Genomic DNA, 26,640 nt, shown 5'->3' with positions numbered 1-26,640 from the left:
GGCAAATGTACATTTGTTTTGCAGAATATCGTGTTTCACCAGAATTTCGGGCACAATATCTTGACTACACAGCTTCGCTGCTAAAGGAAGGACACGATGTACAATTATATGAAGGAACAGATCAGCCGGGTTTATTTGTAGAGGTATGGAACGCAGCTACCTGCGAGCAAGTAGAGCAAATCAAAAAAGAACGCTGCAGTGAGCGTTCCTCTTGGATGCATATTTCGAGCTTTATTGTTGGGGGAGCTGCGAAAATGCACATTTGGACGTTTAAGCCAGCACATCTAAAGGGCGAAGCAGCGATTAACGGCTAGAATTTGCTGTGCCGAGAGTAGCCATGCCAAGTGGAGTGGAAGAGCTTACTACTCCGCCTTGGAATGGATATTCATAAGCAATCGGCTCATCGAATGTTACATAATCAAGATTAAGCGTCAAAAGTAAGTAGCGCATACCAGTCGTTGGATCGCTAATAACGATATGATCACGTCCAGCAGCTTCGATGATTCCTTTAAAAATCTTGGCGTTCCACTCACGATTGTTTTCGTAAGTCATATAAAAAGTTGCCATTTTGCCGCGGTTCAGACGCAAAATGTTTTCTACATAGGATTCTTCAACGGAAGGCATCGAAACGATGGTGCCGCCTTGTGGCGTAATAAACGATCCGCTTGGCACATTTGGAGGAATGACTTGTGCTTGTTGGGTTTGAAAGTTGGCTGGGAGCGTAGTTGGCTGTTGCATGCCCATCGGCTGCTGCATCCCCATGCCCATTGGATATTGATATTGACCATATCCGCCGTAGCCGAATCCTTGAACAGGACCTGTATTTGCGGGGCTTACTTGATTTTTGTAACCATAACCATTAGACATTTAGAATTTCCTCACTTTCATACTTTAGAAATAGTTTTAATAAACGGCCGGACAATCCTCTGGCGTTGGAACGAAGAAGCAATGTTTCTTATACCTTCCGCTGTTGGCCTGATCCCACCACGTATCAGGGCAGCTGCCTGCTGGGCGGAAAAACCATAATGCATTAGAAGCCGGGTGCTGACGTTCGCCGTTAATGACCCGCTTTGCTAATCGAATATCTTTATCACGAGCGCTTTGATAAAAGTAGCTTTTGGTGATTGCTTCGAAACCGCCAGGACTTTGATAGACCATGTCTGGGATGGACCGAAGATTTCTAAAGTCGATACAATTTCCTAGTACACGGTTTACGCCAACGTTGCCTACCATAAGCATGCCGAGCTCGCCCTCGCCCTCTGCTTCCGCTCGCATGAGCCTAGCGAGCATCTTCGTATCTTCGGAATTGGTTTTGATGACAGCCATGGAATTGACAGATCACTTCCTTTCGTAGACTTTAGGACGGTTTGATGTGCTGTTCGGCATAGGCATCAAACTACATAGTTATTGTATTGTGCACCCGCCCATTTGGTTACTAAATGATTTGTCACAATTTACGTGGCAAAATGATGAACAAAACCGTCGAACGTTGTCATCGTGTTCTTTTTTCGGTATGATTAAAAACGATTCATCAATGGATGATAGACGCCATCAGCGTCTTGTCGCATAACTTGGGAGGCTAGCTTCGTGCTTAAAGACTGGATTGCATTGACAAAACCGCGGCTACTTCGACTTAATGTATTCGCTGCGATAGGTGGTTTCATGGTTGCTTCCAAATGGGACATTAACGTTCTATTGCTTATATGGGCGATTATCGGCTCAACGTTGACGATAGCGTCAGCAACCGTGATTAATAATTATTGGGATCGGGAACTTGATTTGAAAATGGAACGTACGAAGGATCGCGCGCTTCCTACCGGTCGAATGACGCCAGGCTCTGTTCTGGCTTATGGTATTATTTTGGGGGTTGTTGGACTAGCTGTTCTCTTCCTGCTCGTTAACCCATTATCGGGTTGGCTCGGACTGCTAGGCTGGGGTGTTTATATTGTGGTTTACACGATGTGGCTCAAGCGTACTTCAACTTGGAGTACATCGGTTGGAGGCATCTCTGGCGCGATGCCGCCGGTTATCGGTTATTGCGCGGTAACAGGTGAAATCGATGCGGGTGCTTGGATATTGTTTGCTCTGATGTTTCTGTGGCAGCCTGCTCATTTCTGGTCGCTTGCCATTAGAAGGGTAGAAGAATATCGCGCAGCAGGTTTTCCATTGCTGCCTGTCGTGAAAGGAATCAAACGTACGAAGTTTCAAATGATTCCTTACATCGTATTGCTTTTGCCAACGGGCATATTGTTTTACTCCTACGGTTACGTTGGTATTTTCTTCTTGGTTATATCCGTTGCAGGCGGCTTAATCTGGCTTATCCATACGTTGCGCGGGCCAAAAGCCAAGGATACCGACAAATGGGCGAAAACCAATTTTCTTATCTCGGTCAATTATTTAATGGTTATATTTATCGTTATGATTCTTAATACGACGGGATCATAATTATCGTCTTAAGGAGTGACTGGCGTGGATTTTGTCAAAAAACATAGCTTCAAAATTGCGGTACTTGCGCTTTGCGCAGCAATGGGAATTTATTTATTTATTACGTACGGCATGCCGGAGAAGCAGACTCTTCCAATCGAGAAGGCTGCGCCAGCGTTTGAGCTGACAGATCTGGATGATCAGAAGGTAACACTCGCTTCAACAAATGGTAAGGCGCGAATTGTATATTTCTATTTCGCTAATTGTCCAGATGTTTGTCCGCCTACTACCTTCTTGCTGTCGCAGGTACAGGAGCAGCTTAAAGAGGAAGGCAAGCTCGGCACTAAAGCAGAGCTCATCTCGATTACGTTTGATCCAGTACGGGATACACCTGAAGTCATTCGTGATTTTGCAAAGCGGAATTTTGCTGATCTTAATGGTTGGCGTTTCCTGCGGGGCGATGAATCTAACACGATGCAAATTGCTAGAGATTTTGGCATTGGCGTCATTAAAAATGAGGATGGCTCCTTCTCTCACTCCAATGTAATTACGATTGTGGATAAGGACGGTCAAATTCGCAAATGGATTGATGGCAGCAAAGAAGATTTGACGGCTGAGGAAATCGTAAATCAATTAAACAAGGTGCTTTAAAATTCATCTTTGCTCCAAATAGAAGTGGGACTCTGCGCAGGGTACAGGATATGCGCATCGAGGCCCGCTTTTTCTAATTGCTCAATTAAATATTCCTCTGGCGTATGCTCTACGCCTGAATAACCTCTGCGGGTATAAATATGCTCTGCATCTGGAAATACGTCGCGCAATAAGAAGCGAATCCGTTTTCCAGAGGAATCATTGTCGGTGAAAATATAAGCTTGGCTTTTGCCAATTTGTTTTCTAAGCTTGTCCAATTGCTCGGAACCGGGCGTGCCGAAGGTGCAGAAAATCGGTACATCTTGATGAAGGACGCGCTTAAGTCTTGCCTTGTCATTTTTTCCTTCTACGATAATGGCTATATCCATGGAAGTCACCTCGCGTAGTGAATGTAGAGCAGGGTCATGAAGCATATGTATAGTTTACCACCAATCATCAATTTTACCGAGATCGGGAATGATCGGTTTTTTCGTTTGAAAATGAATAAACGGTCTGCAGTTTGCAGACCGTTTATTATTTTACTAGTAGAGGCAAGTGCAAGCTATAATTACGAGCAGGATAAACAATACAAGGATAATGCCAAGGTTTGAGAAACCGCCGTGGCCATAACCACGATTTTCTGAACTTACATTTGCAGACATATATGGGGTCACCTCGTTTCCGTAGTGTTAGAAGGATGAATGCAAACAGCTGAGCTTAGCTGTTCTAACTAGTCACCTGTCATAGTACAGCATATGACATGATGGGAAATTAGCCCTGTGCATTTACCTATGCCTACGAAAAATGGGTGCGGGAAGAAAGTGAACGGGAAATACGCAGCGGGAGCAGAGCGACTGCTATCATCAATGCAATAAATGCTATGTAGTAAGGCGATATATAATTGCGAAGCTGTCCTGCCGCCATCGGTCCGATAAACGCTCCGATGGAGAAGGCGATGGATAATACGGAAAAAGTACGGCCGTAACGTGCTCCGCCGCTAAGCTCAATTAATAAGGTGGACAGCGCGGGCAAAATGACTCCTTTCGCCATACCGACAAAAAGCAGCATCAATGTTAGAGGTGCCGGTATATCGGATGCAATGCCAAAGTAAATAATGGCAAGAATGAGCGAGCCCCACAAAGTTCGCAAATACGCGGATACGCGGTTCAGAAACAGCATGCTTAATGTGACGAGTGCGCCGATACTGATAACGGAAAATAAAAGTCCGGTCGTCATCATCGCTTCCTGCGTTTTGGCAAGCAGCGGCAGCTCGAACGATAGGATACCCTGCGCGCAGCTTATTGCAACAGGCAGCAGGTAGACGAGCCAAGGAATAGGCACTGCAGGTTCAAGCGGCAGCTTCGTTTTCTTTTTCCCGTCGTTGCCCTCAGCTTCCGTTTGCTCTACCTTCTGGCGAACTTCTTTAATAAAGAACAGAGCGCAGACAGATGTTACGATCAGAACCCATCCAAGCAGCGTAAAAGCAGTTGAAAATCCAATTTTTGCAACGAGATACGCTCCTGCTGCTGGAGATACGACTGATGCTAGTGTATGAACGAGTCCATTGCCAGCCATAAGCTTTCCTTGCTCCGTTCGATCGCTCGTTATTCTTGCAAGCAGGGACAAGCAAGCAGGAGACAGAAATGCAAGCACAAAACCGCTGATGGAGCGGAGCGTGAGGAGCTGCCAAGGATTAGTTACATGTGATTGAAACAGGAGAACAATTCCGGCTGCCATAAGGCTGAACACGATAAACAATCTGCTGCCATAACGGTCAACGCCAAAGCCTGCAATGAGATTTCCAGGCAAATGCGTAATGGAGTACATGCCCATCATGAGTCCGATGAAGGAAGGCGCTGCACCTAAAGAGATGGCAAAAGGTGTTAAAATGGGGTATTGCGCATGCAAATCAAAAAAAGCGATAAACAAAAATAAGTACAGCCAAACCGCGGTTTTCACAGAGCTGACCCTCCTTGCCAATTACATTCTTATATACTTGTACGTCTAATTGGGACAGGATATGTCTGCATAAAAAGGAAACGAGCGTTTACGCCCTATATTCCGTAGGTTATAATATTTTGTAATGGGATTTTGTACGAGGTATAATGGAGGGGATCGCAATTGGATTTTTTGAATTTTTCGACCTATGATTGGGACACTTGGACAGCTTTTTTTAAAGAACATTGGCTTGTGCTGGTTATTGCGCTTATTTTGTTATTAATTATTATCCGCATCGTGAAAACTGTAGTTAAATGGGCACTTGTGGTGGCAATCGTGCTTGGTATTGTCGTATATAGCGGCTACACTATGGATGATTTGAAAGAGATTGGCACTAAGGTTGCAGATACAGTAAAACAGGAAGCCGTTAATGCAATGGTAGGCGAAGCAAAGGATGCTACTTTCGTGAATAACGGGGATGGAACCTTTACAGTGAAAACTAAAAATGTAGAGCTTACCGGAGAGCCGGGTGCGAATGAGGTTGCCATTTCATTCCGTGGAACGGCGCTCGGCAAGTGGGAGCTCGATAATACGATACAAACCTTCATCGACCAAGCGAAGCAGAACGGGTAATGCCGATGACAAGCTGGGATCAATTATTTAGAGAGCCGGAGCCAATTGCTATCATTGTGCTTCTATTGCTAATTGGCTCTCTTATACAGGGGATGAGGAGAGGCGCATCGGGATCTGCGAGGCGTCTTTTCTTTTTTGTTTGGGAAGGTTTAGCAGTTATCGTATGTTTGGTACTGGCAGCACAGCTTACGAATACATTGTCACCAGCTGTAGCGAAGTGGTTGACTAGCAAGGTGAAGGTTCCTCTTCATGACCTCAGCGGGGTGGAGCAAGCATGGTACACGCTGCTTACGAGTTTGAGGGATTTTGCATTGCTGCGCTATGGCGTCTTGTTCCTGCTCGGTTATTTACTGCTGCGGGCATTGGCAGCTTCTATTGAGCCTTTGCTGGAGAAAGCAGTAGAAGGCGTTCTGAGGAGCGGCAAGGAAGAGCCTATGGCTCACTTGCAAGGCAGGCGAAGTGCTAGCCGTGCCATAGGGGCTTTAATTGGTGCTGCTCACGGAGCGGGTCGTTCATTTGTATTCGTCGTTCTTTTATTCGTTTATGTGTCCCTTGTGCCAAATGGCTGGTATGTCGACAAAATTTCCGAATCGACGGTTTATACCAAAGCGGCTTCGTGGCTGAGTCCAGTTGCCGGAGACGTTCTAGCAGGGCAAGGACCCGTGCTCGCCCAAGCGGTTGAAGCGCAGTTCAAACAAATTTTACAACGAAAATATGAGATTATTGATTACGCCATCCCAGCTGAGATTGAGAAAGCTGCTCTTTATGTGACCAAGGATGCGCAAACGAATGAGGATAAGGCGAGAAAGCTATATGACTTTCTTGGAACAAGAATTGCTTACGATTGGGACAAAGCTCGGAATTATGAAGAGCAGGGAATTTGGAAGGAACAGACACCTCCCGAAACATTTGATACGCGCAAAGGCGTATGTATAGATATAGCTCGTTTATATGCTGTAATGGCTAGGTCAGCAGGTCTAGAGGTACGGGTTGTAACTGGAATGGGAGCTAACGGTAAGGGAGGCTTCGGTCCACATGCTTGGAATGAGGTGCGAATCAGCGAAGGGGATAATGGCTGGATTCCACTGGATGCTACTTGGGCAAATACCGGGAATTGGTTTAATCCGCCGGCATTTGACGATACTCACATACGTGATGCATAGCTCAAAATGAGAAGGTTATGAGGTGATTAGACATGCAAGATGATCCGCAGAAACGGGAAATTATAAATCGACGTCATTTTTCGTTTCGATTGAACTTATTTTTCTTTATTACGTTCGCATTGTTTAGTGTTTTGATTGTAAGGCTAGCCATTTTACAGTTTGTTGAAGGGCCGACGCTAAGTGCTGAAGGGATCGGCAAAAGTACACGCAGCGTGAAGATTCCGCCGATTAGGGGCAATATTTACGACGCTACGGGTCATGCAATTGCGTATTCGACTTCGACCCAGTCTATTTATTTCACGATTCAGCCTGAGCTTAAGCTGGAGAAAGCGACTGCAAGTGCAAAAGAAATGGCGCAGAAGCTTTATGAAATATTTACAAAGCTTGGCGATCCTGCCAAGGCGATGACGGTTGACGATATTATTCGCCAGATGGATCTTGATTTTAAGCGGAATAATATCTCGACCCCGCGGCGGATTAAATCCGGCCTCACGAATAAAGAAGTGGCTTATTTCATGGAAAATCGCACGGCGTTCAAAGGTGTAGATATCATGGAGGAAAGCGTTCGGAACTATGATAAAGATTCGATTTCGGTGCAGCTTGTCGGGTATTTGAAGAAGTTTAATACCGTTCGCGAAAACGTAGACTTCTACAAGGAAAAGACGACTGAGGAAGATCCTACGCTGAGATATTTGGATGAAGAGGACGTTGGCTTCGACGGTCTTGAGCGGATGTATCAGGACGTGCTGCGCGGCAAAAATGGTTTGAAAACCTATCCCGTTAACAACGCGGAGCGTATTATCGGACCTATGGAAATAACGAACCCTACGAAGGGGTCGGACCTTTATTTAACCATTAACAAAAACGTACAGTTAACGACGGAAACAGCAATTATGGATCAGCTCAAAAAAATATCAACGTCTACAAACAAATATGAGCGTGCCAAATATGCACAAACCGGATTCGCAGTAGCGATGGAAGTTGATACAGGTAAAATCGTGGCGATGGCGAGTATGCCGGATTATGATCCTAATATTTGGTCAGGCGGCCGTATTAGCAAAGAGGATTACGAGAACTTCCAGAATATCTTATCGAACGGTACGATTCGAACGGTATATGGCAAGTATTCTGAAGAAGAGCGCAATGAGCATCCTTCTTCTATCCTTCCTTCGGGTTCTGTATTGAAGCCATTATCCGTTCTTGTTGGATTAAATGAGAAATTGTTTAAGACGTCAAGTACTTATTTAGATAATGGGAGATTCTCGTATGGTAGAACAGGGTACGAGACATATATCCGTAACTCCCAATTCAAATCTTATGGCTACATTGATGGAGCCCAAGCTATTCAGCATTCTTCCAATACGTTTATGGCAGCTATGGTTGGGGATAAGCTTTATAGAAGAGACTCGCAAAATGGCAAGAACGGCGTAGAAATTTGGGACGAATACATGAAGCAATTTGGTCTTGGCGTCCTGACGGAAAGCGATTTGCCTAACGAAACGAAGGGCGTTATTGAGTACTTTAACGAGGCGAAAAATGCCAGTTCGCAATCAGCGCTCGTTCAAGCCTCCTTCGGTCAGCAAGGGCGGTATACAACCTTGCAGCTCGCGCAATATACTGCAATGCTTGCTAATCGCGGCAAACGAATGAAGCCGCAATTTGTAAACGAAATTAAGGATGCAGATGGAAATATTATTCAAGGCTATACGCCTGTCATTTTGAATGAAGTAAATTACCCGATTGAATACTGGAAAGAAGTTGAGCTAGGCATGTCGAAGGTTAGCTCGCAAGGTTTTGAAGGCGTGGATTACACCTATAACCGTAAGACAGGTACGTCACAGCAATCAGTAAAAGGGCGGACTGCAGAAAATGCGGTATTTATCGCCTATGCGCCTGCCGATAAACCGAAGCTTGCTGTAGCTGTTGTTGTACCTGATGGTGGATTCGGGAGTTATGGAGCATCTCCAATTGCTCGTAAGATTTTTGATGCTTATGACGAGGAAATTGGTTTGTACGGCGTGCCGAAGAAGAAGGCGCCAGCTACAAATGATGCTGCTGGCAACACGGCTAATAATTCAACGGATATTGCTAATGCAGGAACTGATACAGGAACAGGAACAAACGAATAGTGGTCTAAAAACATCAAAAAGGCAGGTCGGAGCATCAACTCCGATCTGTCTTTTTTGCTGTGGAAATCGCCCATTTTAAAATAAATGTTGCACTGGTGAAACATTTTTGTGTATTATTAAAAAAAAGGCATTAGGTAAACTAAGATTCATAAGGGCAAACTTTAGAGCATATAAAAAATGACAGGGATGAAGGAGGTAGCACAATGCGTAAAACGTACAAGACAAATTCTGCTCTTCGGAGATTTATTATGGTTATCGTTTTTCTGGCGATGACGGCAATGGTAACCTCAGCTTGCGGGCAGCAAGGAACGAGCGATGGGAAATTGAAAATTACGACAACAACAGGAATGATCACGGACGTAGTGCAGCAGGTAGGCGGTGAGTATGTCGATGTTAGCGGATTGATGGGGGCAGGGATTGACCCCCATCTATACAAGGCATCTCAAGGAGACGTGCGGAAGCTGGATAATGCGGACATTATTTTTTATAACGGCTTGCACTTAGAGGGCAAGATGGCCGAGATGTTCGAGAAATTGGAGAAGCGCAAGCCGACGGTAGCCGTCTCCAAATATTTGACGGAAGATCAGCTGCACTCTGCCCCAGGGCAAGGGGCTGGCATGCATGATCCGCATATTTGGTTCAATGTGAAGCTTTGGATTTCTACAACAGAGGTGATCCGCGACACACTGATGGAGAAGGATGCGGTCCATGCTGATTACTACAAAGAGCATGCAGCAGCCTACATCAAGCAGCTGGAGGAGCTGGACAATTATGCGAGAGAGCAAATTGCACATATTCCAGAGGCAGACCGCATTTTAGTAACAGCACACGATGCATTTGGATATTTTGGCGAAGCGTATGGTCTAACTGTCACGGGTTTGCAAGGTATGAATACGATGTCGGAGTACGGCTCAAAGGATGTTAGCAAGCTGCGCGACTACTTAGTTGAGAAAAAAATAAAAGCTGTTTTTATCGAATCCAGCGTTCCGAAAAAATCAATTGAATCGGTCATAGAAGGGGCAAGAAGCTTAGGCCATGAGGTGAAAATTGGCGGCGAGCTATACTCCGACGCAATGGGAGATGCCGGTACGTTTGAAGGCACTTATATCGGAATGGTGAAGCATAACGTGGATACGATTGTAGCCGCTTTGAAATAGCACATAAAAAAGGCAAGGAAAGTGAGTGATAAAAATGAACCAATCTACAACAGCTGCCAAGCAAAATACGAAACAAATTGCACCGCTTACGATTAAAGGACTAAGCGTTGCTTATCAGAAGAAGCCAGTGCTTCGGAACGTATCGTTCGAAGTAAGTGAAGGTGAGCTCGTCGGGGTAATCGGACCCAATGGCGCAGGTAAGTCGACACTGATGAAGGCGGCACTTGGCCTCATACCGAGCATTGGCGGAGAAGTGTTAGTATACGGCAAGTCTTATAAGCAGCAGCGGAAAATGATCGGATATGTCCCGCAGCGAGAATCGGTGGATTGGGATTTTCCAACGAATGCGCTTGATGTTGTACTTATGGGCCGTTATGGTCATTTAGGCTGGTTCCGCCGCCCAAGCGCGAAGGATAAGGCGATTGCACTGGAGTGCCTGAACAAGGTTGGAATGGCCGATTATGCGGGCAGGCAAATCAGTCAGCTCTCTGGCGGACAGCAGCAGCGCGTGTTTCTAGCGCGTGCATTGGCGCAGGATGCGAAGCTGTACTTTATGGATGAACCATTTGCAGGCGTGGATGCGGCGACAGAGAAAGCCATTATCACATTGCTGCAGGAGCTGAAGCTGCAAGGGAAAACGGTTATCGTTGTCCATCATGATCTTGCGACTGTGCAAGATTATTTTGATTCGGTACTGCTCCTGAATGTAGAGCTTCAAGCATTCGGCAAAACAGAGCAAACCTTTACGCAGGAGAAATTACAGCGTACTTACGGCGGCAGACTGGCGTTTCTTGATCGCAGCATGCAGTCTCCGTCACGTTTTGACGGAAAGGGTGAGTAATTCATGGATAGAATATGGTTGATGCTGACCGATCCGAATATGCAATGGATTTTTCTAGGCTGTACGCTGCTTGGCTTAAGCAGTGGAGTGATCGGCTGCTTCTCGTATCTTAGGAAACAAAGCTTAATGGGCGATACGTTAGCCCATGCGGCATTGCCAGGCATATGCATTGCATTCATGCTTACTGGCGTTAAATCGATTGGACTGTTTCTCATAGGAGCAGGCATATCTGGTCTTATCGCAACGTTCGGTATTGGATATATTACTCGTAACTCTAAGCTTAAACAGGATGCAGCGATGGGTATCGTATTGTCAGGATTTTTTGGCCTCGGTATCGTACTGCTTACACTTATCCAGCATGGCAGCTATGGCAATCAAGCCGGATTGGATAAATTTCTGTTTGGGCAGGCGGCATCCATGATTGCATCTGACGTTATTACGATGACGGTCGTATGTGTGTCACTTATTACGGTTTGCACGCTGCTCTTTAAACAGTTTAAAATTATTTCTTTTGATCCCGGGTTTGCAAGAGGCATCGGTTATCCCGTAGCCTTTCTTGAGCAGCTGCTCATGCTTCTAATCGTCGTTGCTGTAGTAGCGGGTATTCAAGCGGTAGGTGTCGTACTCGTAGCTGCGCTGCTTATTACACCGGCCGTATCGGCTAGATACTGGACGGATCGCCTTGGGCTCATGGTTGTATTATCAGGTATATTCGGTGCAGTTAGCGGTGCTGCAGGCACTTGGATTAGCGCATCGGTGTCTAACTTGCCAACGGGACCTGTTACGGTGCTGGCAGCAACATTGCTCTTCTGCATTTCCATTCTATTTGGTCCACAGCGCGGATTACTTGCAAAAAGGCTGGTGCGCCAAAGAGTGAAGCAAAGCTATAATCGTGACTCCGATATGCTGCTAGAGGGCAAAGTGAAGAAGGAGGCGGCATTATGAGCGACTTCTGGATCTTGCTTACAGGTGCTCTAGTAGCAAGCTGCTGCGGTATTCTAGGTGTATTTCTTGTTTTGCGCAAAATGGCGATGATCGGTGATGCGATTAGCCACTCCGTCATGCCTGGTATCGTTATCGCGTTTTTGCTCAGTGGCTCGCGCGATTCGCTGCTAATGATGTTCGCAGCACTATTATGCGGATTGCTGACGACCTTTCTTATTCAAATGTTTCAGCAAAGCGGCATTCAATCCGATGCTTCGATCGGCGTTGTCTTTACAGCATTATTCGCCATTGGCGTCGTTCTCGTAAGCTTGTATGCTCGTCAGGTGCATTTGGACCAGGATGCGATTTTGTACGGTGAGATTGCGTATGTACACTGGAATATTTGGGAGCTTGGCGGCGTAAATATGGGCCCGAAAGCCGTCTGGCTGCTCGGCACAACACTGCTGATCATAACGTCAGTTATCGTTTTGTTCTATAAACAATTCAAGTTATGCGCGTTTGATCCTGCCCTTGCGGCTGCAATCGGCATACCTGTAGCTATCTTTCATTATTTATTAATGGGTCTCGTATCGATGGCTACCGTCAGCTCCTTTGAAAGCGTTGGAGCTATACTCGTTGTAGGACTGCTGATTATCCCGGCATCTACCGCTTATTTACTGACAGATCGGCTCGGCCTTATGATCGTTTTGAGTGTAGCAGCCGGCGTAGCTAGTACATTCATCGGGTATGGTACAGCTGTTTTATTAGATGCTTCAATCGCTGGCTGTATGGTGTGCGCAGCTGCATTATTGTTCGTTATCGCATTTTTGTTCTCGCCCTCACATGGCATTGTAATCAAGAAATTGCGTCTAAGAAAGTTAGCATAATAATTGCGAAAAGCATCCTTAATGGATGCTTTTTTCATATTTATTTCAAAAAAAGGTGTATAACTGCAACTTTTATCCAAAAAGAAACGTAATGTAATTGGTACATATTAGGAGGAAACTGAAGAGGAGAGAAAATTGAACATGAAAGTGTTGTCAAAATTCGTCATACCGCTAGTAGTTTTTACATTATTGGTAACCGGTTGCAGCTTTGGGGGCAAAAACGAACAAAAAGAAAATGAACAGTCAACGCTGAAAATTATGTATTACGATGAAGGTTCTTTCTTTCAGGAGTATGGCATGGTGTTCTCGGCATTATATCCAAATATTGAAATTCAAGTCGTAGAAAATAGGAAAATGTATCAAAGCGAAAACAAGGATATGGATGCTGCACTCGACAAGTTTATTACGGAGGAGCAGCCAGATATTTTAATGCTTGATACCGATCAATACAAAAAGCTGGCACTTGACGGCAAGCTTTATGATCTTGATCCGGTTATGGAGAAGGAAAAGTATAATACAGAGGGCTTGATTCCCGGCATGATTGATTATTTGAGAGAAAATGGCGGCGGACAGGTTTTTGGCATGACGCCAAGCTTTTATAGTCAAGTTATGTTCTACAACAAGGATTTGTTTGAGAAATACCAAATCGAGCCGCCGACCAATCGCATGAGCTGGGACCAGACGATACAATTGGCACGCCGCTTCCCTACTGATGGTGACAAAAAGGAACGCGTATACGGGCTGAAAATGGGCTACAGCGAAGATTTATTTGAAATGGCAAGCATTCTTGCTAATTCAGAAAACGTTAATTATGTGAATGCTTCGCAAAAACAAATGACGATAAACACAGATTCATGGAAAAATGCATTTAAGCAAGCCATTGATGCATTGGATTCGAACGCGCTTTATTTTGACAGCATGCGTAATCAAGGTGGCGACGAAGCGATGTCGCAAACCTATGAGGACTATTTGTTAAGCGATCCCTTCATAGCGGGCCGATTGGCGATGACGATGGGCGATATTAATTTCATCAATCAAATCAAGCAAGCGGCAGAGAATGAGAAAGTAAAAGATAAGATCGTGAAAAACTGGGATATTGTAACAGTTCCGGTTGGACAACAAAATCCGGATCAGTCAAGCATGATGTCTTTCAACAATATTTTCTCCATTCGCTCAGAATCACCGAGTAAGGACGCTGCGTGGAAATTCCTTAGCTATGTAACGAGTGAGGACTTTGCAAGAGTTAAGTCGAAGTCGAACAATTATAATGGATTGCCTGTCCGCACGAAATATATTACGGATACAGAAGGGCATAATTTTGCGGCATTTTATGATTTGAAGCCAAGTACCTTTAATAGCTATAAGGATTTTGACAAGCTGCCACAAAGCTTCTGGGGAGAATTTAGAGGCGCAGCCAGCCAAGAGCTTGAAAAAGTGAAGAAAAAGGAACAGGAACTTGATGCGGCGCTTGACATTTTGCAGGTGAAAGGCCAAGAAATGCTGTTGAAGGAAGATCCTGTACCTACTGAAGGTGCTGAAGGAGCTGGAACTTCGGAAAGCAGTGGTTCTGTTACTACAATTGAAACAACGGAGTAAGTTAAGAGATGGGGAGCATGCTTACGCAAATTAGCGGAGGCTGCTCCTTTTTTCTGAGCAAGTATGATGAATTCGTGTTTTTTAGAGTGACTTTCATTTGGAATCTGTCGTAAATGTGCTAAAATAATTTACTAGTTAGGTACAACAACGATACGGCATTTACGAGGAGGCACAATATTGGGAGATTATAAATTGCTTGCGCTTGATATGGACGGAACATTGTTAAATGAACAGAGTGAAATTAGTACAGAAAATGCTGAATGGATTCAAAAAGCACTTGATGCTGGAGTTATTGTCAGTTTCTCAACGGGTAGAGGTTTTCGCAGTGCATTGCCTTACGCTGAGCAATTGAAGCTGGAAACACCTATGATCACAGTAAACGGCAGTGAGATTTGGCATCGTCCGCATGTGCTTCATAAACGTACTCATCTAAGCCACGTTTACGTGCAAAGGCTGCATGAGCTTGCTCTCGCACATGGCGAGCCGTGGTTCTGGGCGTATACAGCTGATGAAATTTACAATAAAGAGAAATGGATTACGCCTGCTGATGATTATGCATCACATCACTGGTTGAAATTCGGCTATTACACAGAGGATGACAGCATCAGGGAGAAGCTGCTGGCTGAAGTACAAAGCTGGGGAGCGCTTGAGATTACGAATTCATCTCCATTTAATTTGGAGCTTAATCCGCTCGGCGTTTCAAAGGCAAGCGCACTTCAAGAGCTTTGCGGCTTGCTTAACATCGAGATGTCGCAAGTTATTGCTGTTGGCGATAGCTTGAACGATATTGCGGCGATTCGCGAAGCTGGCTTAGGCGTAGCGATGGGCAATGCGCAGGAAACGGTCAAGGAAGCTGCTGACTTCATTACTTTTACGAATAATGAGCATGGAGTTGCAGAAGTGATTAGACGTTACCTTCTGAAGGGATGAGAAACGTATGGATATTTTAGGCTGGACATTAGTTATTCTATTATTTGTAGTAGGGATGGCAGGAGCTATTTATCCGATTCTTCCGGGAGCTCTTGCCATTTATGGCGCATTTTTTGTTTATGGCTTATTTTTCTCGTTTAGTGAATTTGGTTTTTGGTTCTGGTTCATTCAGACGGTAACTTTAATCGTGCTGTTTGTCGCCGATTATGCGGTTAGCGCCTGGGGCGTCAAACGATTTGGAGGCTCGCGAGCCTCAGTGATCGGCAGTACAATTGGTCTTATCTTTGGTCCTTTCGTTATCCCAGCACTTGGCCTTATTATCGGTCCTTTTGTGGGTGCCGTCATTGGTGAGATGATTATCGGAACACGTTTTGACAAATCGCTCAAGGTTGGTTTAGGTTCAGTTGTAGGATTGTTTTCAAGCGTAGTCGTGAAGGTAATTTTGCAGCTGGCGATGATCGTGGTGTTTGTCCTATGGCTCGTCTTTTAATGAAATGAATAAAAGGTGGATAGCTCAATGATTAAAGTAACCGTATGGAATGAGTTTTTGCATGAGAAGATTCATGAGGAAGTCAAAAATGTATATCCAGATGGCATTCATCAAGCTTTAGCCAAAGGGGTCGCAAGTGGAGATATCGAAGTATCGACAGCAACGCTTGAGGAGCCGGAGCATGGCCTTACAGAAGAGCGCCTAGCCAATACGGATGTTCTAATATGGTGGGGACATATGGGGCATGACCAGGTGGATGACGCCATTGTAGATCGTGTTCAACAGCGCGTACTCACAGGCATGGGCTTAATCGTGCTGCACTCGGGTCACTTCTCAAAAATTTTCAAAAAGCTGATGGGTACAAGCTGTGATCTCAAATGGCGTGAAGTGGGCGAGAAGGAAAGAATTTGGGTCGTAAATCCAGCGCATCCGATAGCAGCCGGCTTGCCGGAATACATTACGCTGGAGCATGAGGAAATGTATGGTGAGCATTTTGACATCCCAGCGCCGGATGAGCTTGTTTTTGTGAGCTGGTTTGAAGGCGGCGAGGTGTTCCGCAGCGGCTGTACCTTTAACCGCGGCCAAGGCAAAATCTTTTACTTCCGTCCGGGGCATGAGACTTATCCAACCTACTATAACCCGCAAGTGCTGCAAGTGATTCAAAATGGTGTGCGTTGGGCTTCTCCATCTCATGCAGCAGTGCCCGTACGCGGCAATCATCAGCCGCTGGAGCCCATTGGAAATAAAGGATAGGGAGACTTTGACAGACCATTATGCTAAAAAAAGACTCATTAATTAAAGGCACAATTATACTGGCAGCCGCAGCGCTGGTCGTCCGGTTTCTCGGCTTGTTCCAGCGGATTCCGCTCGAATATATGCTGGGAGCTGCCGGACAGGCGGCATTCAACTCAGCGAATACGATTTACTTATTACTGCTAACGATTGCGACGGGCGGCATACCGCTATCGATTAGTCGTATGATTTCTCAGCGCTATGCGCTTGGCCGCCCCGATGAAGCCAAACGAATTTATCGAGCGGCATTAATGTTTGGAGCAGTGACAGGGATATTGCTTGCCACTGCGATGTTTGTTTTTGCACCAGCTTATGAACGGTTCTCGAAGGTGCCGGATGCAGCTTTATCGCTGCAAGCTATAGCGCCTGCGCTGCTGCTATTTCCTATTATTGCGATGATGCGAGGTTACTTCCAAGGTCGGCAGATCATGTCCGCAGGCGGTATTTCTCAAATCATGGAACAAATTTTAAGGCTTATCGGTGGAATTGGACTAGCCCTGATCGTACTCGGCTGGGGCTGGGGAGATAAGTACGGCGCTGCAGCTATTGCGTTTGGTTCTGTGCTCGGAAGTATTGGTGCATTTTCGGTTATGATGTGGTTTTGGCGGAAGCTGAAAAAACAAGATCAATCGGAGCATGCCAAATCCGCTATAAATGTGAAGGATAAGTCGGCAAAGACAAGCTCCAACCTACCTTATCGGACCATTTATAAAGAAATATTCGGCACTTCCATTCCTGCTGTCGTAACGGCGATGACGGTACAGCTATTGTACTTTTTTGATATAACGATATTTATGCGATTGACGGAATCCTTTTATAATGAAAATTCAGCAACAAAAGCGTTGGCGGATTACTCCACGAAGGCGATGGGGATAGCAGGTATACCTCCGATTCTTGCGATTGCGCTTGGCGCGTCTATTATACCGATCATTTCCTCGGCATTTGCCTTGAATAATATGAAGGAAGTGCAGCGTCAATCCTCGCTCGTCATGCGGATTGTGTTGTTTACAGGCGTACCGGTTGCGCTGCTGCTGGCAGTAGCCTCTTATTCCGTAACTGGACTGTTGTTTACGACTCCAAGCGGAAGCGGGACGGTAGCGATGCTTACAGCCGGAGCGATCTTCCAAATTACAATGATGATTTCGAATTCGATCCTATACGGACTCAACAAGCCTAAGCTGCCGATGAACCATACGTTTATTGGTTTGGCGCTTAAAGTGGTGTTCAGTCTGGCGCTTGCTCCTTTGCTTGGCGTCTATGGATTTATTATTGGATCTACGATTTGTTTCGTTGTCATTACGTACTTGAATTTAAGAAGCATTAATAAGGACGTTAACTTGAACGTGCTAGGCGGCAAATGGATGGCCTATTTGATCGCAATTGCTGTACCTGCCCTCGCAGGCTGGGGAGCTGAGTACGGGGTGCTGGCTATTACGGGAGCATGGGCTGATAAGCTTTCCTATTTCTTGGCAGCAGCTGTTGCATCTGTTGTTGTAGGTTCACTTTATCTCATATTGCTCGCTGCGCTTCGTGTTATCACACCAGAGGATGTGCGCTCGTTCCCAGGGCCGCTCCGCAAATTACTCGGGATTGTTTTAAAGCCATTTTACAAAAAAGCGGTATAATCATAAGTTTTTATGGAAGAAAGGACACAGCCCTTATAGGGGGATGTGTCCTTTTTTTCGTTAGAGCTCCCTTACTGCTTCGAAAACTTTGAAAAACTTAAGCATTCATTAAGCTAATGTTAAGAAATAGCAGAGAGAATTAGTAAGTTTTTTCCTCTAGACTATAAATCAGTAGGATATGGATACATATTAGGGATAAGCGGAGAGGGAGAGAAACGGAAGATGAAAGCAAGGTCAAGGTTTGTTTTATCAGTCGTTGTTTTGGCATTAGTGGCAACTGGCTGCAGCTTTGGAGGAGACAATAAGGATAGTAATAAAATGAAGCAGTCGTCACTGAAGGTCATGTATTACGATGAAGGCATGTTCTTTCAAGATTATGGTATGGTGTTCTCGGCATTATATCCAAATGTTGAAATTGAAGTCATTAGCAATCAGTCGATGTATAGTGAAGAAAATACAGATTACGATACTGCGTTTAACAAATTTATAGAAGAAAAACAGCCTGATATTTTAATGCTGGATGCAGAGAGGTACCAAAAGCTGTCACAAGAAGGCAAGCTGTATGATCTCGATGCTGTTATGGAGAAGGAAAAGTACGAAACCGAGGGATTGATTCCTGGTATGCTTGACTATTTGAAGGAGCAGGGCGGCGGCAAATTATACGGTTTAGCGCCTAGCTTCTACAGCCAGGTTATTTACTACAACAAGGATTTATTTGAAAAATACAAAATTGAGCTTCCGCGAAACCGAATGAGCTGGAATGAAACGATACAATTGGCGAGGCGTTTCCCTACGGGCGGTGATATGAAGGAGCGGGTATACGGTTTGAAAGTGGGATATCGCGAGGAGCTGTTTGATTTGGCCATCATGCTGGCAGAGTCTGAAAAGGTTAGCTATGTGAATGCTGGGCAAAAGCAAATGACCATACATACGGATTCGTGGAAAAATGTATTTCAGCAGGCGCTGGATGCAGTAGACTCAAACGCGCTTTATTTTGAAAGTATGAGCAGCCAAGCGGGAGCGATGTCACAGTCCTATGAGGATTACCTGTTATCAGATCCTTTCCTGTCCGGCCGTTTGGCGATGACGATTCAAGACGTTGGTTACACGAACCAAATCAAGCAGGCAAGCGACTATCCAAGCCTAAAAGATAAGATCGTAAAAAATTGGGACATCGCGACAGCTCCAATCGGACAGCAAAGTCCAGATGAATCGAATATGATGTCATTTAATAATTTATTTGCAATTCGAGCAGACTCTCCAAACAAGGAGGTTGCATGGGATTTTCTTAACTATGTGACAAGCGATGATTATGCGAGAGTAAAATCAAAGTCGAACAACTACAATGGTTTGCCGGTTCGCACCAAATATATTACGGATGTTGAAGGGCATAATTATGCTGCATTTTATGATTTAAAGCCTAGTTCTTTTAATGGCTACAAAAATTTTGACAAGCTGCCTGACACCTTCTACGAGGAATTCACAAAGGCGGTTAAGGAAGAGATGAAAAAGGTGAAGGAAGACGCACAGGATTTAAACTCTGCACTTAGTATTTTGCAGGTTAAAGGCCAAGAAATGCTTGCTAAAGAAGATGCTGAACGGGCGGATGGCGCAGCTGCTGGTGAAAGCAGCGAGGCATCGTCCAAAACGGAGTAAGGAATCAATGATAAAGGGGAGCTTTCTTACGCCATTAAGCGAAGTCTGCTCCTTTTTTATTTGCTGCGCCACTCTGTAACATGCATAAATGAACCAATGGATACAGATCATGTTATATTTAATAAGTAGCACACCGCAGGAGGGAGTACAGAGACATGAATAGAGAAACGATACTTATGGTAGATGATGAGAAGGAAATATTAAGCTTAATGGAAATTTATTTTAAAAATGAAGGGTTTACGATGCTAAAGGCATCCAATGGGCTTGAAGCGCTGGAGAAGCTTAATACGCATAAGGTGGATCTTATTATACTTGATGTGATGATGCCTGTTATGGACGGGCTTGAAGCATGCATGAAAATTCGCGAGCAAAACCATATTCCGATTATTATGCTGTCCGCCAAATCGCAGGATATTGATAAAATATCGGGTCTTAGCCTCGGTGCGGACGAATATGTCACGAAGCCATTCAGCCCTCTGGTACTGCTCGCCAGCGTCAAATCTCATATCCGCAGAGCGAAGCAATTTCATTCGAAAGCGAGTCATAATGACAATGAAATCATCATCGATGATCTCATTATAAATACAGCTACACATACGGTAACCGTTGATCGGCAGGAAATTAAACTGACGCCTCGTGAGTTTTCTATTCTTACCCTGCTAGCAGTCAATCGCGGTATCGTCCTCAGCATGGACAAGATATATGAGAGCGCTTGGAACGAGCCTTTTATGGAATCCAAAAACACCGTTATGGTTCACATCCGTAAAATTCGAGAGAAAATTGAGAAGGACGCCCAAAATCCGAGATTTATCAAAACCGTTTGGGGAATAGGCTATAAAATGGATGCGCTATAGGCAACGTGTGAACCACGTCTTCCACCTGCCTATTTAGATGCAAACCTCGCAAATGAAGGTGCTGAAATGATGAAGAAAAAGAAAAAATTCAACTTAAAGGCAGCTGCAGCAAGTTTAGGAGCAGCGGTGCTGTTTGCTGTGATTGGCTGGATGCTGCTGTGGTTTATGTTAGATATAAAGCCATACGACAAGACAATTATATGGGCAATTGAGAACATCGGATCAAAGCCAATCGCAGCTGTTGCGGGTTTATTGATCTTTGTAATTGGCTACAGGAAGCTTGACCAGCGCGGGGCGAGTGATAATCAGAAGGGTTATAAGTTTTTCCGTACCATTCGCTTATCCTTTATCATTGCTTTCTTACAAAGCTTAGGTCTTATGTTATGCTGCGTCATTGCAGGACATTTGCTTGCCTATTTTCTTATGCAATACACATCGTATAATCGTACATTAATTTGGATCGTAAACAATATTGGTTCTGCCCCTGTCATTGCTATTTTTGGATGTCTGCTTTTTCTAGCGTTATTTTTCTGGACAAGCAGGAACATGATTAACTATTTGAAGGAAATCCGATTTGGCCTGCAGCAGCTGGGTGCTGGGGAGCTTGATTATGTTATTCCTGTCAAAGCGTCGGATGAGCTTGGAGAAATAGCAAGCAGCATAAATGGACTAGGCCAGCAATTCAATCAGCTGCTGCAGGATGAGCGAAATGCCGAGAAATCAAAAAATGATTTAATTACGGGTGTATCTCATGATCTGCGCACACCGCTTACGTCCATTTTAGGATTCCTTGAACTGATCGATCAGGATCGTTATCAGGATGAGGTAGAGCTTCGATATTTCGTTAACATCGCCTATGAGAAATCGAAGCATCTGAAACGATTGATCGATGATCTGTTTGAATACACAAAGCTAAACAACGGCATGCCGCTGGAGCTTGATGAACTAGACATTGTCGGCTTCGCACTTCAGCTTACCGAGGAGTTTGTTCCAAGCCTAGAGAAGGCGAAGATGACCTGCAATATTCAAACAAAGGAAAATACATTGTTCATTATGGCAGACGGGAATATGCTGGCGCGCGCCTTCGATAATTTAATGACCAACGCCATTCAATATGGCAGCTCAGGCAAAATTATCGATTTGCAGATCGAGAATATAGAGGATCGAGCTGTCATTCGAGTCATTAATTACGGCGAGCAAATTCCGGCACAAGATGTTCCATTTATTTTTGACCGCTTCTACCGTGTTGACAGGTCAAGATCTTCTGAGTCGGGGTCTGGAGGAACGGGGCTTGGACTTGCGATTACCAAAAGTATTATCGAAGCGCAAAATGGACGAATATCGGTTAGCAGTTCCACAAAGGAAACGATATTCGAGATGAGCTTCCCGTTGGCGCATCTTGAAACTTAAGATTTCTTTAAGCATATGTTAAGCGGCTATAAACGCAGTCGATAAGATTTCTCCTCTACACTATCCATTAGTTGGGTAGTTGAGGGGGAAATCATAATGGATCAAAAGAAAAAAGCAGCGCTAGCAATCGTCATTGCTGTCGCTATGATGGTTGGATGGCTGCTGACCGGATGTTCAAATGAGAACGAGGTAAACAGTGTTCAATTGATAGTAAATGGTACAAAGCTAGAGGGCCAAGCACCTGCTATGATTCAAAACGACCGCTTGATGGTGTCGGCGCAATATTTGGAGCAAGCGTTTGACAAGCAGTATGATTTATTCAATATGTCTTCTAGTAACAAGAGTGTTTATTATTCAGAGCAGGTCGCTGTTCTTATGTATCATGATATCGCAATAAAACCTCAGTCTGATGGCATAATTACTGTGGAGCGGTTTAAAAAACAAATGCAGCTTGTGAAGCAAAACGGCTTTCAAGTTATTACTATTGAACAATATATTAACTTCATGCAAGGAAAAGGCCATGTGCCGGACAATGCGCTGTTGATTACATTTGACGACGGCTATGAAAGCTTTTATAAGCTTGCTTATCCGATTCTGAAGGAATACGGTTATCCTGCTGTCAATTTTGTAATCGTCTCGACGATCGATGACCGTACGAAGCCGGGAACGCCTAAGCTGACTTGGGATCAGATGAGGGAAATGCAGCAAGCGGGAATGAGCTTTATGAGCCACACCTTTGATATGCATCGTTATGGAGCAGTGAATGAACACGGAAATGAAGCGCCTGTCATGTCCAAGCTTAATTATGATAAACAAAAGAAAAAGATGGAAACAAAGGCGGAGTACGTTGAACGGTTGAAAAAAGATTTGCTTAGGGCTGAGGATCGGCTGAAGAGTGAATTCGGCAATAAGGTGAGTGCGCTTGCGTTTCCATATGGTGCTTATAGTGAAGCAGTTCTGGAGCTGACCAAAGCGGTAGGTATACCTATTACGTTTACGACGAAAGAAGGCATTAACTCTAAGTTTCATCACAATGGCTTCCGAATCAATGGGGCAAGAGCAGGTGAAACCGAAGATGAGCTTTTCCGTAAGTTGAAGGGCGATCATTCTGCTAAGCTGTTTATTGACGAGAAAGAGTTTCCTGGCATCCATTTCTCCGAGAAATCTGGTACTGAGGTGCAAATGATTGCGTTGCGAGACATTGCAAATTATTATGATTGGAAAATCAATTGGCGTCGTGATACAAAGCAAGTGGAAATCCAAACAAAACAGTCGTAATGGCTGCTTGTAAAAGGCTTGAAAATTCGACAAAACTAGTGCTTTCCATACATTTACAACAAATAGAGTCTCCTGTACAATGAGTAGAGTTTGTGAATAACAATAACCTGCTTATTGATGTTCGATAACAAAGGAGACGAGTGGATGAAATCATTTTTTGCAAGACCAAGCAAGTTATTGATTCTTTTATTAGCTTTAACACTTATTTTCGTTGCCGGTTGTCAAGCGGTTTCCAATCTTGATTTTAATACGGCGCTCAAAAACTCGCTTAAAGTTACTTCAAGTGAAAGCAAGCAATCGCTAGAATTTAAGCTCTTGCTAGATGAGGAAGCCTATGAAGGTGCTCCTGAAGAGGAACTTGCCATGATGAAGCTGGTTTCCAATATGAAGCTTCAACTGGATCATGTTAAAGCGCAGGACAGCTCAAATATCTCCATGGATGGAAGCCTCGTTTTTGGAGAAGCGGCAAGCATTAAATTTTCATTGAAAATGTCTGACAAACTTGCTGTGATGGAGCTTGAGGGAGCAAAGCATCCTTTTGTGCTTGATTTGACGAGCGAGGGCTTGCTTGGTTTGACAGGGGTATCAGATTTGACGGGATTGCCAGCGGGAGCAGCATCTGCTGAAGCTCCGGCTGTTGATGAAGCGGCGCTAACTGCGCTTGGCCACCAGATGCTGGATACCATTGGCTCGTATGTTATACATAACCTGCCAAATCCAGAACGAATTGAAGTGAAGCCAGTAAATGAATCCATTAATGGTTCACCGACTTCATTGATGAAAGTGCATGTTGACCTCGATGGTCCTGAAATTTGGGCATGGGTGAAAAAATATGTTGATGCACTTGTTGCTGATCGTGCTGGTTTAGACAAGATGATAACAGGCGTGTTTGAGATTCTTCAGAGCAATCCAAATGTATGGGCAGCTGCAGGTACGATTAACCCATTTGAAGGCAGCGGATTAGATGCTCAGGATCCTAAGGAAGCGATCAAGGAAGCAACGGACGCTATCGCTCTTCTCTTATCGGAGCTGCAGGGCGAGCTGAAGCTGCTTGAGGAAGAGCCGGATGAAACATTAGATGAAATTTTCAGCAAGGACTTAACCATCAAAGCAGATGTTTATTTCGATAATAAGCTAGATATTCGGAAGCAAGCCTATGAGCTTTCTTATGTTCCAACAATGGATCTAGAATACGGTATTTTGCCGGTTAAAGGGCTGACAATCAAGGTTGAAAGCGAAACTTGGAATGTAAACGGCGATGTAAAGGCAGATGCGCCTGTAGCATCCAAGACGGATATTTCTGTAGATAAGCTTTTTGGCATGCAAGGTTATCAAGTATTGAAGCAATTTGATGAAAAATCATTTGCTTATGATTTATTGAAAAATAAATTGCATATCGGCAAGCAGAACATCACATGGTATCCTTCTGATTATTATAATCCTGTCATTTTGACTGCCGACAATATTACAATTATTCCTCTCCGCGATACGGTTGAGCAGTTGGGTGCTACCCTGACGTATGACGCAAAAACAAAAAGCTTAAAAGTTAATGATGGAGCTACAAATACGACCATTGTTTTAAAAAATGACAGCGATACAGCCGTCGTTAACGGTAAAAATGTAAAATGGGCGTTCCCGGTAACCGTTATTAATGGTACGACTTATGTTCCAGCGCGTAATTTGGCTGCAGCATTAAAAGCAAAGATTGGCTGGGTCGACATGGGCGAAGACATGAGAATATTTACGCTGGATCGGGAAGTCTAAGCAGCATAAGATCATGTTAAATACAACGATGTGCAGAGGTGCGAGATGAAAAAGTTAACGACAGATGAGGCTTTCCGCGAAGCAGTGGCAAGCGAAGGGCTCACGATTGCAGTATTTAAGACGACTTGGTGCAAGGATTGCCATTTTATCGATCCGTTTATGCCGGATTTAGAACGTCATTATGAGGGCAAGGTTACTTTCATCGAGCTGGATCGCGACGATCTACCTGATCTTTGCTCCGAACTGAACATACTGGGCATACCGAGCTTTATCGCTTTCCGTGAAAGCAAGGAGCTAGTTAGATTCGTTAGCAAGCTACGCAAATCACGCGAGGAAATCGAGGAATTCGTCGATCGTGCCATCCAAGTCAGCGATGCGCTGGCTCAAAAGTAATCGTTAGTCCGCGCCTTAGAGAATTCATTCTCTCAGCGCGGGCTTTCCTTTTTTTCAGTGCTTCTACTTGAAGTGTCACATTTTCAACATGGCTTTTGCCTTTTTTTATGGCTATAATTGAACTGTTATTAAAACATGAAATAAGGTGATTTTATTATGGTAACCGGGCGTTTTCGCGCGTTAGCTCTCGCTGCGTGCATCGGAATGCTTCTTGTACTGCTCGGCGGAGCATTAGTGACGAATACGGATTCTGGACGAGGCTGCGGTGATGACTGGCCTTTGTGTCATGGCAAATTTATTCCTGCTTATACAATCGAATCCATGATTGAATATTCACATCGGCTTGTGACAGGTTTTGAAGGTCTTCTTGTTCTCGCTACTGCCGTTGCAATGTTCCGTAAATTTAGGCAAAACCGAAAAAGCTACAAGGAGCCACTTTTTTATGCGGGCGGTGCATTGTTATTCACAATCATCCAAGCGTTAATGGGGGCGGCCGCCGTCATGTGGCCTCAATCGCCACCTATTATGGCCATACATTTTGGTATTTCATTAATCGCTTTTGCAGCAACACTGTTGTTAGTCATTTGGACGTTTAGAGCGAAAGACGGACCGCCAGTGGAGTTTAAAGTACCGCGCTCAATTTTCCCTCGCGTCCTGCTTACCGCTATCTTTTGTTACGTTGTTGTATATTTGGGAGCATTCATTCGGCATACGGAGTCTGGCGGCGGATGTCTAGGCTGGCCGCTTTGTAACGGTGAAGTAATTCCAGAGATTAGCGGAGCAACAGGAGCGGTATTTATCCACCGTGTGGCTGCTTTGCTGCTAGGTATAAGCCTTGCAGGATTGTATCTCCATATTCGTAAGGTCAGCCATGGCGGAGCTGGATTAACGAAGCCTGCTGCGTGGACGCTCGGACTTGTCATTACTCAAATTTTCAGCGGCGCACTTTTGACAGCTACGATTACAAACTCAGAGTGGTTTCTGTTCACCAATTTATTGCACAATCTGATTGTAACCGGATTGTTTGGATTATTAATGGACATATTAATTCGTTCATGGCGCCTCAGAGAAGGGCGCAAAGGATAGTAAAAGCATTTGAAATGATCAAAGTCAGCTGTAAGCATGT

At 44.5% G+C, this 26,640-nt stretch carries 26 protein-coding genes; 22 read left to right on the top strand and 4 right to left on the bottom strand.

Features of this window, described 5'->3' with window-relative positions:
* Positions 1–5: 5 nt before the first annotated feature.
* Entirely contained in the window at positions 6–314 is a 309-nt protein-coding gene (locus tag MHH56_RS25680; RefSeq protein ID WP_339204490.1) for a hypothetical protein, read from the top strand.
* Here MHH56_RS25680 and gerQ read toward each other — a convergent pair.
* Together gerQ and MHH56_RS25670 are read right to left on the bottom strand one after the other, a co-directional pair.
* Positions 304–738 carry a spore coat protein GerQ gene (gene gerQ / locus MHH56_RS25675; protein ID WP_256710866.1) on the bottom strand — a complete coding sequence of 145 codons (435 nt, stop codon included), beginning with the start codon at positions 736–738 and terminating at the stop codon, positions 304–306. The genes MHH56_RS25680 and gerQ overlap by 11 nt on opposite strands.
* Before the next feature lie 165 nt (positions 739–903).
* Positions 904–1,326 carry a cell wall hydrolase gene (locus tag MHH56_RS25670; RefSeq protein WP_076267501.1) on the bottom strand — a complete coding sequence of 141 codons (423 nt, stop codon included), beginning with the start codon at positions 1,324–1,326 and terminating at the stop codon, positions 904–906.
* A 261-nt stretch (positions 1,327–1,587) separates the two neighbouring features.
* Between MHH56_RS25670 and cyoE the strand changes: the two genes are divergently transcribed.
* Together cyoE and MHH56_RS25660 are read left to right on the top strand one after the other, a co-directional pair.
* Entirely contained in the window at positions 1,588–2,445 is an 858-nt protein-coding gene (cyoE, locus tag MHH56_RS25665; RefSeq protein ID WP_339204488.1) for a heme o synthase, read from the top strand.
* Positions 2,446–2,469: 24 nt separating this feature from the next.
* Complete coding sequence (locus MHH56_RS25660) at positions 2,470–3,075, top strand: SCO family protein (RefSeq protein ID WP_339204487.1); 606 nt, start codon at positions 2,470–2,472, stop codon at positions 3,073–3,075.
* Here MHH56_RS25660 and MHH56_RS25655 read toward each other — a convergent pair.
* A complete protein-coding gene (locus MHH56_RS25655) occupies positions 3,072–3,443 on the bottom strand; it encodes a toprim domain-containing protein (protein WP_339204486.1) in 372 nt (123 codons plus the stop codon). The genes MHH56_RS25660 and MHH56_RS25655 overlap by 4 nt on opposite strands.
* A 406-nt stretch (positions 3,444–3,849) precedes the next feature.
* Complete coding sequence (locus tag MHH56_RS25650) at positions 3,850–5,013, bottom strand: MFS transporter (RefSeq protein ID WP_339204485.1); 1,164 nt, start codon at positions 5,011–5,013, stop codon at positions 3,850–3,852.
* Between the two features lie 162 nt (positions 5,014–5,175).
* Here MHH56_RS25650 and MHH56_RS25645 point away from each other — a divergent pair, with 162 nt between their 5' ends.
* The 19 genes from MHH56_RS25645 to MHH56_RS25555 all read left to right on the top strand — a co-directional run bounded on the left by MHH56_RS25645 (position 5,176) and on the right by MHH56_RS25555 (position 26,600).
* Positions 5,176–5,625, top strand: a complete 450-nt coding sequence (locus MHH56_RS25645; protein ID WP_339204484.1) for a hypothetical protein — start codon at positions 5,176–5,178, stop codon at positions 5,623–5,625.
* Positions 5,625–6,788, top strand: a complete 1,164-nt coding sequence (locus MHH56_RS25640; RefSeq protein ID WP_339204483.1) for a transglutaminase-like domain-containing protein — start codon at positions 5,625–5,627, stop codon at positions 6,786–6,788. Before MHH56_RS25645 ends, MHH56_RS25640 begins: the two co-directional genes overlap by 1 nt.
* A gap of 32 nt (positions 6,789–6,820) precedes the next feature.
* Entirely contained in the window at positions 6,821–8,917 is a 2,097-nt protein-coding gene (locus tag MHH56_RS25635; RefSeq protein WP_339204482.1) for a penicillin-binding transpeptidase domain-containing protein, read from the top strand.
* Between the two features lie 203 nt (positions 8,918–9,120).
* Positions 9,121–10,074 carry a zinc ABC transporter substrate-binding protein gene (locus MHH56_RS25630; protein ID WP_339204481.1) on the top strand — a complete coding sequence of 318 codons (954 nt, stop codon included), beginning with the start codon at positions 9,121–9,123 and terminating at the stop codon, positions 10,072–10,074.
* A 34-nt stretch (positions 10,075–10,108) separates the two neighbouring features.
* The gene (locus MHH56_RS25625) at positions 10,109–10,915 is read left to right on the top strand and encodes a metal ABC transporter ATP-binding protein (protein WP_339204480.1); all 807 of its coding nucleotides are present in this window, start codon (positions 10,109–10,111) and stop codon (positions 10,913–10,915) included.
* A 3-nt stretch (positions 10,916–10,918) separates the two neighbouring features.
* The gene (locus MHH56_RS25620) at positions 10,919–11,860 is read left to right on the top strand and encodes a metal ABC transporter permease (protein ID WP_339204479.1); all 942 of its coding nucleotides are present in this window, start codon (positions 10,919–10,921) and stop codon (positions 11,858–11,860) included.
* Complete coding sequence (locus tag MHH56_RS25615) at positions 11,857–12,726, top strand: metal ABC transporter permease (protein WP_339204478.1); 870 nt, start codon at positions 11,857–11,859, stop codon at positions 12,724–12,726. The genes MHH56_RS25620 and MHH56_RS25615 overlap by 4 nt, the downstream gene beginning before the upstream one ends.
* Before the next feature lie 141 nt (positions 12,727–12,867).
* Entirely contained in the window at positions 12,868–14,322 is a 1,455-nt protein-coding gene (locus MHH56_RS25610) for an extracellular solute-binding protein (RefSeq protein ID WP_339204477.1), read from the top strand.
* A 177-nt stretch (positions 14,323–14,499) separates the two neighbouring features.
* Complete coding sequence (locus MHH56_RS25605; protein WP_339204476.1) at positions 14,500–15,252, top strand: Cof-type HAD-IIB family hydrolase; 753 nt, start codon at positions 14,500–14,502, stop codon at positions 15,250–15,252.
* 7 nt (positions 15,253–15,259) lie between these two features.
* Positions 15,260–15,742: a DUF456 family protein gene (locus tag MHH56_RS25600; protein WP_076267515.1), complete on the top strand. Its 483-nt coding sequence runs from the start codon at positions 15,260–15,262 to the stop codon at positions 15,740–15,742.
* A 27-nt stretch (positions 15,743–15,769) separates the two neighbouring features.
* The gene (locus MHH56_RS25595) at positions 15,770–16,495 is read left to right on the top strand and encodes a ThuA domain-containing protein (RefSeq protein WP_339204474.1); all 726 of its coding nucleotides are present in this window, start codon (positions 15,770–15,772) and stop codon (positions 16,493–16,495) included.
* Between the two features lie 20 nt (positions 16,496–16,515).
* Entirely contained in the window at positions 16,516–18,159 is a 1,644-nt protein-coding gene (locus tag MHH56_RS25590) for a polysaccharide biosynthesis protein (protein ID WP_339204473.1), read from the top strand.
* A 222-nt stretch (positions 18,160–18,381) separates the two neighbouring features.
* Complete coding sequence (locus MHH56_RS25585) at positions 18,382–19,815, top strand: extracellular solute-binding protein (protein WP_339204472.1); 1,434 nt, start codon at positions 18,382–18,384, stop codon at positions 19,813–19,815.
* Positions 19,816–19,970: 155 nt separating this feature from the next.
* Entirely contained in the window at positions 19,971–20,669 is a 699-nt protein-coding gene (locus MHH56_RS25580) for a response regulator transcription factor (protein WP_339204471.1), read from the top strand.
* 66 nt (positions 20,670–20,735) lie between these two features.
* A complete protein-coding gene (locus MHH56_RS25575; RefSeq protein ID WP_339204470.1) occupies positions 20,736–22,079 on the top strand; it encodes a HAMP domain-containing sensor histidine kinase in 1,344 nt (447 codons plus the stop codon).
* Positions 22,080–22,175: 96 nt separating this feature from the next.
* A complete protein-coding gene (locus MHH56_RS25570; RefSeq protein WP_339204468.1) occupies positions 22,176–23,357 on the top strand; it encodes a polysaccharide deacetylase family protein in 1,182 nt (393 codons plus the stop codon).
* Positions 23,358–23,501: 144 nt separating this feature from the next.
* Positions 23,502–25,121 (top strand): copper amine oxidase N-terminal domain-containing protein, encoded by a 1,620-nt coding sequence (locus MHH56_RS25565; RefSeq protein ID WP_339204467.1) that lies wholly within the window; start codon positions 23,502–23,504, stop codon positions 25,119–25,121.
* A gap of 45 nt (positions 25,122–25,166) precedes the next feature.
* Complete coding sequence (locus MHH56_RS25560; protein WP_339204466.1) at positions 25,167–25,514, top strand: thioredoxin family protein; 348 nt, start codon at positions 25,167–25,169, stop codon at positions 25,512–25,514.
* A 156-nt stretch (positions 25,515–25,670) separates the two neighbouring features.
* Positions 25,671–26,600: a COX15/CtaA family protein gene (locus MHH56_RS25555; RefSeq protein ID WP_339204465.1), complete on the top strand. Its 930-nt coding sequence runs from the start codon at positions 25,671–25,673 to the stop codon at positions 26,598–26,600.
* Positions 26,601–26,640: the final 40 nt, after the last annotated feature.

It is taken from the genome of Paenibacillus sp. FSL K6-3182 (genome assembly GCF_037976325.1).
Lineage (GTDB): Bacteria > Bacillota > Bacilli > Paenibacillales > Paenibacillaceae > Pristimantibacillus.
The sequence above is the reverse complement of the archived record's forward strand: the minus strand, read 5'-3'. Positions and strand labels throughout refer to the sequence as shown.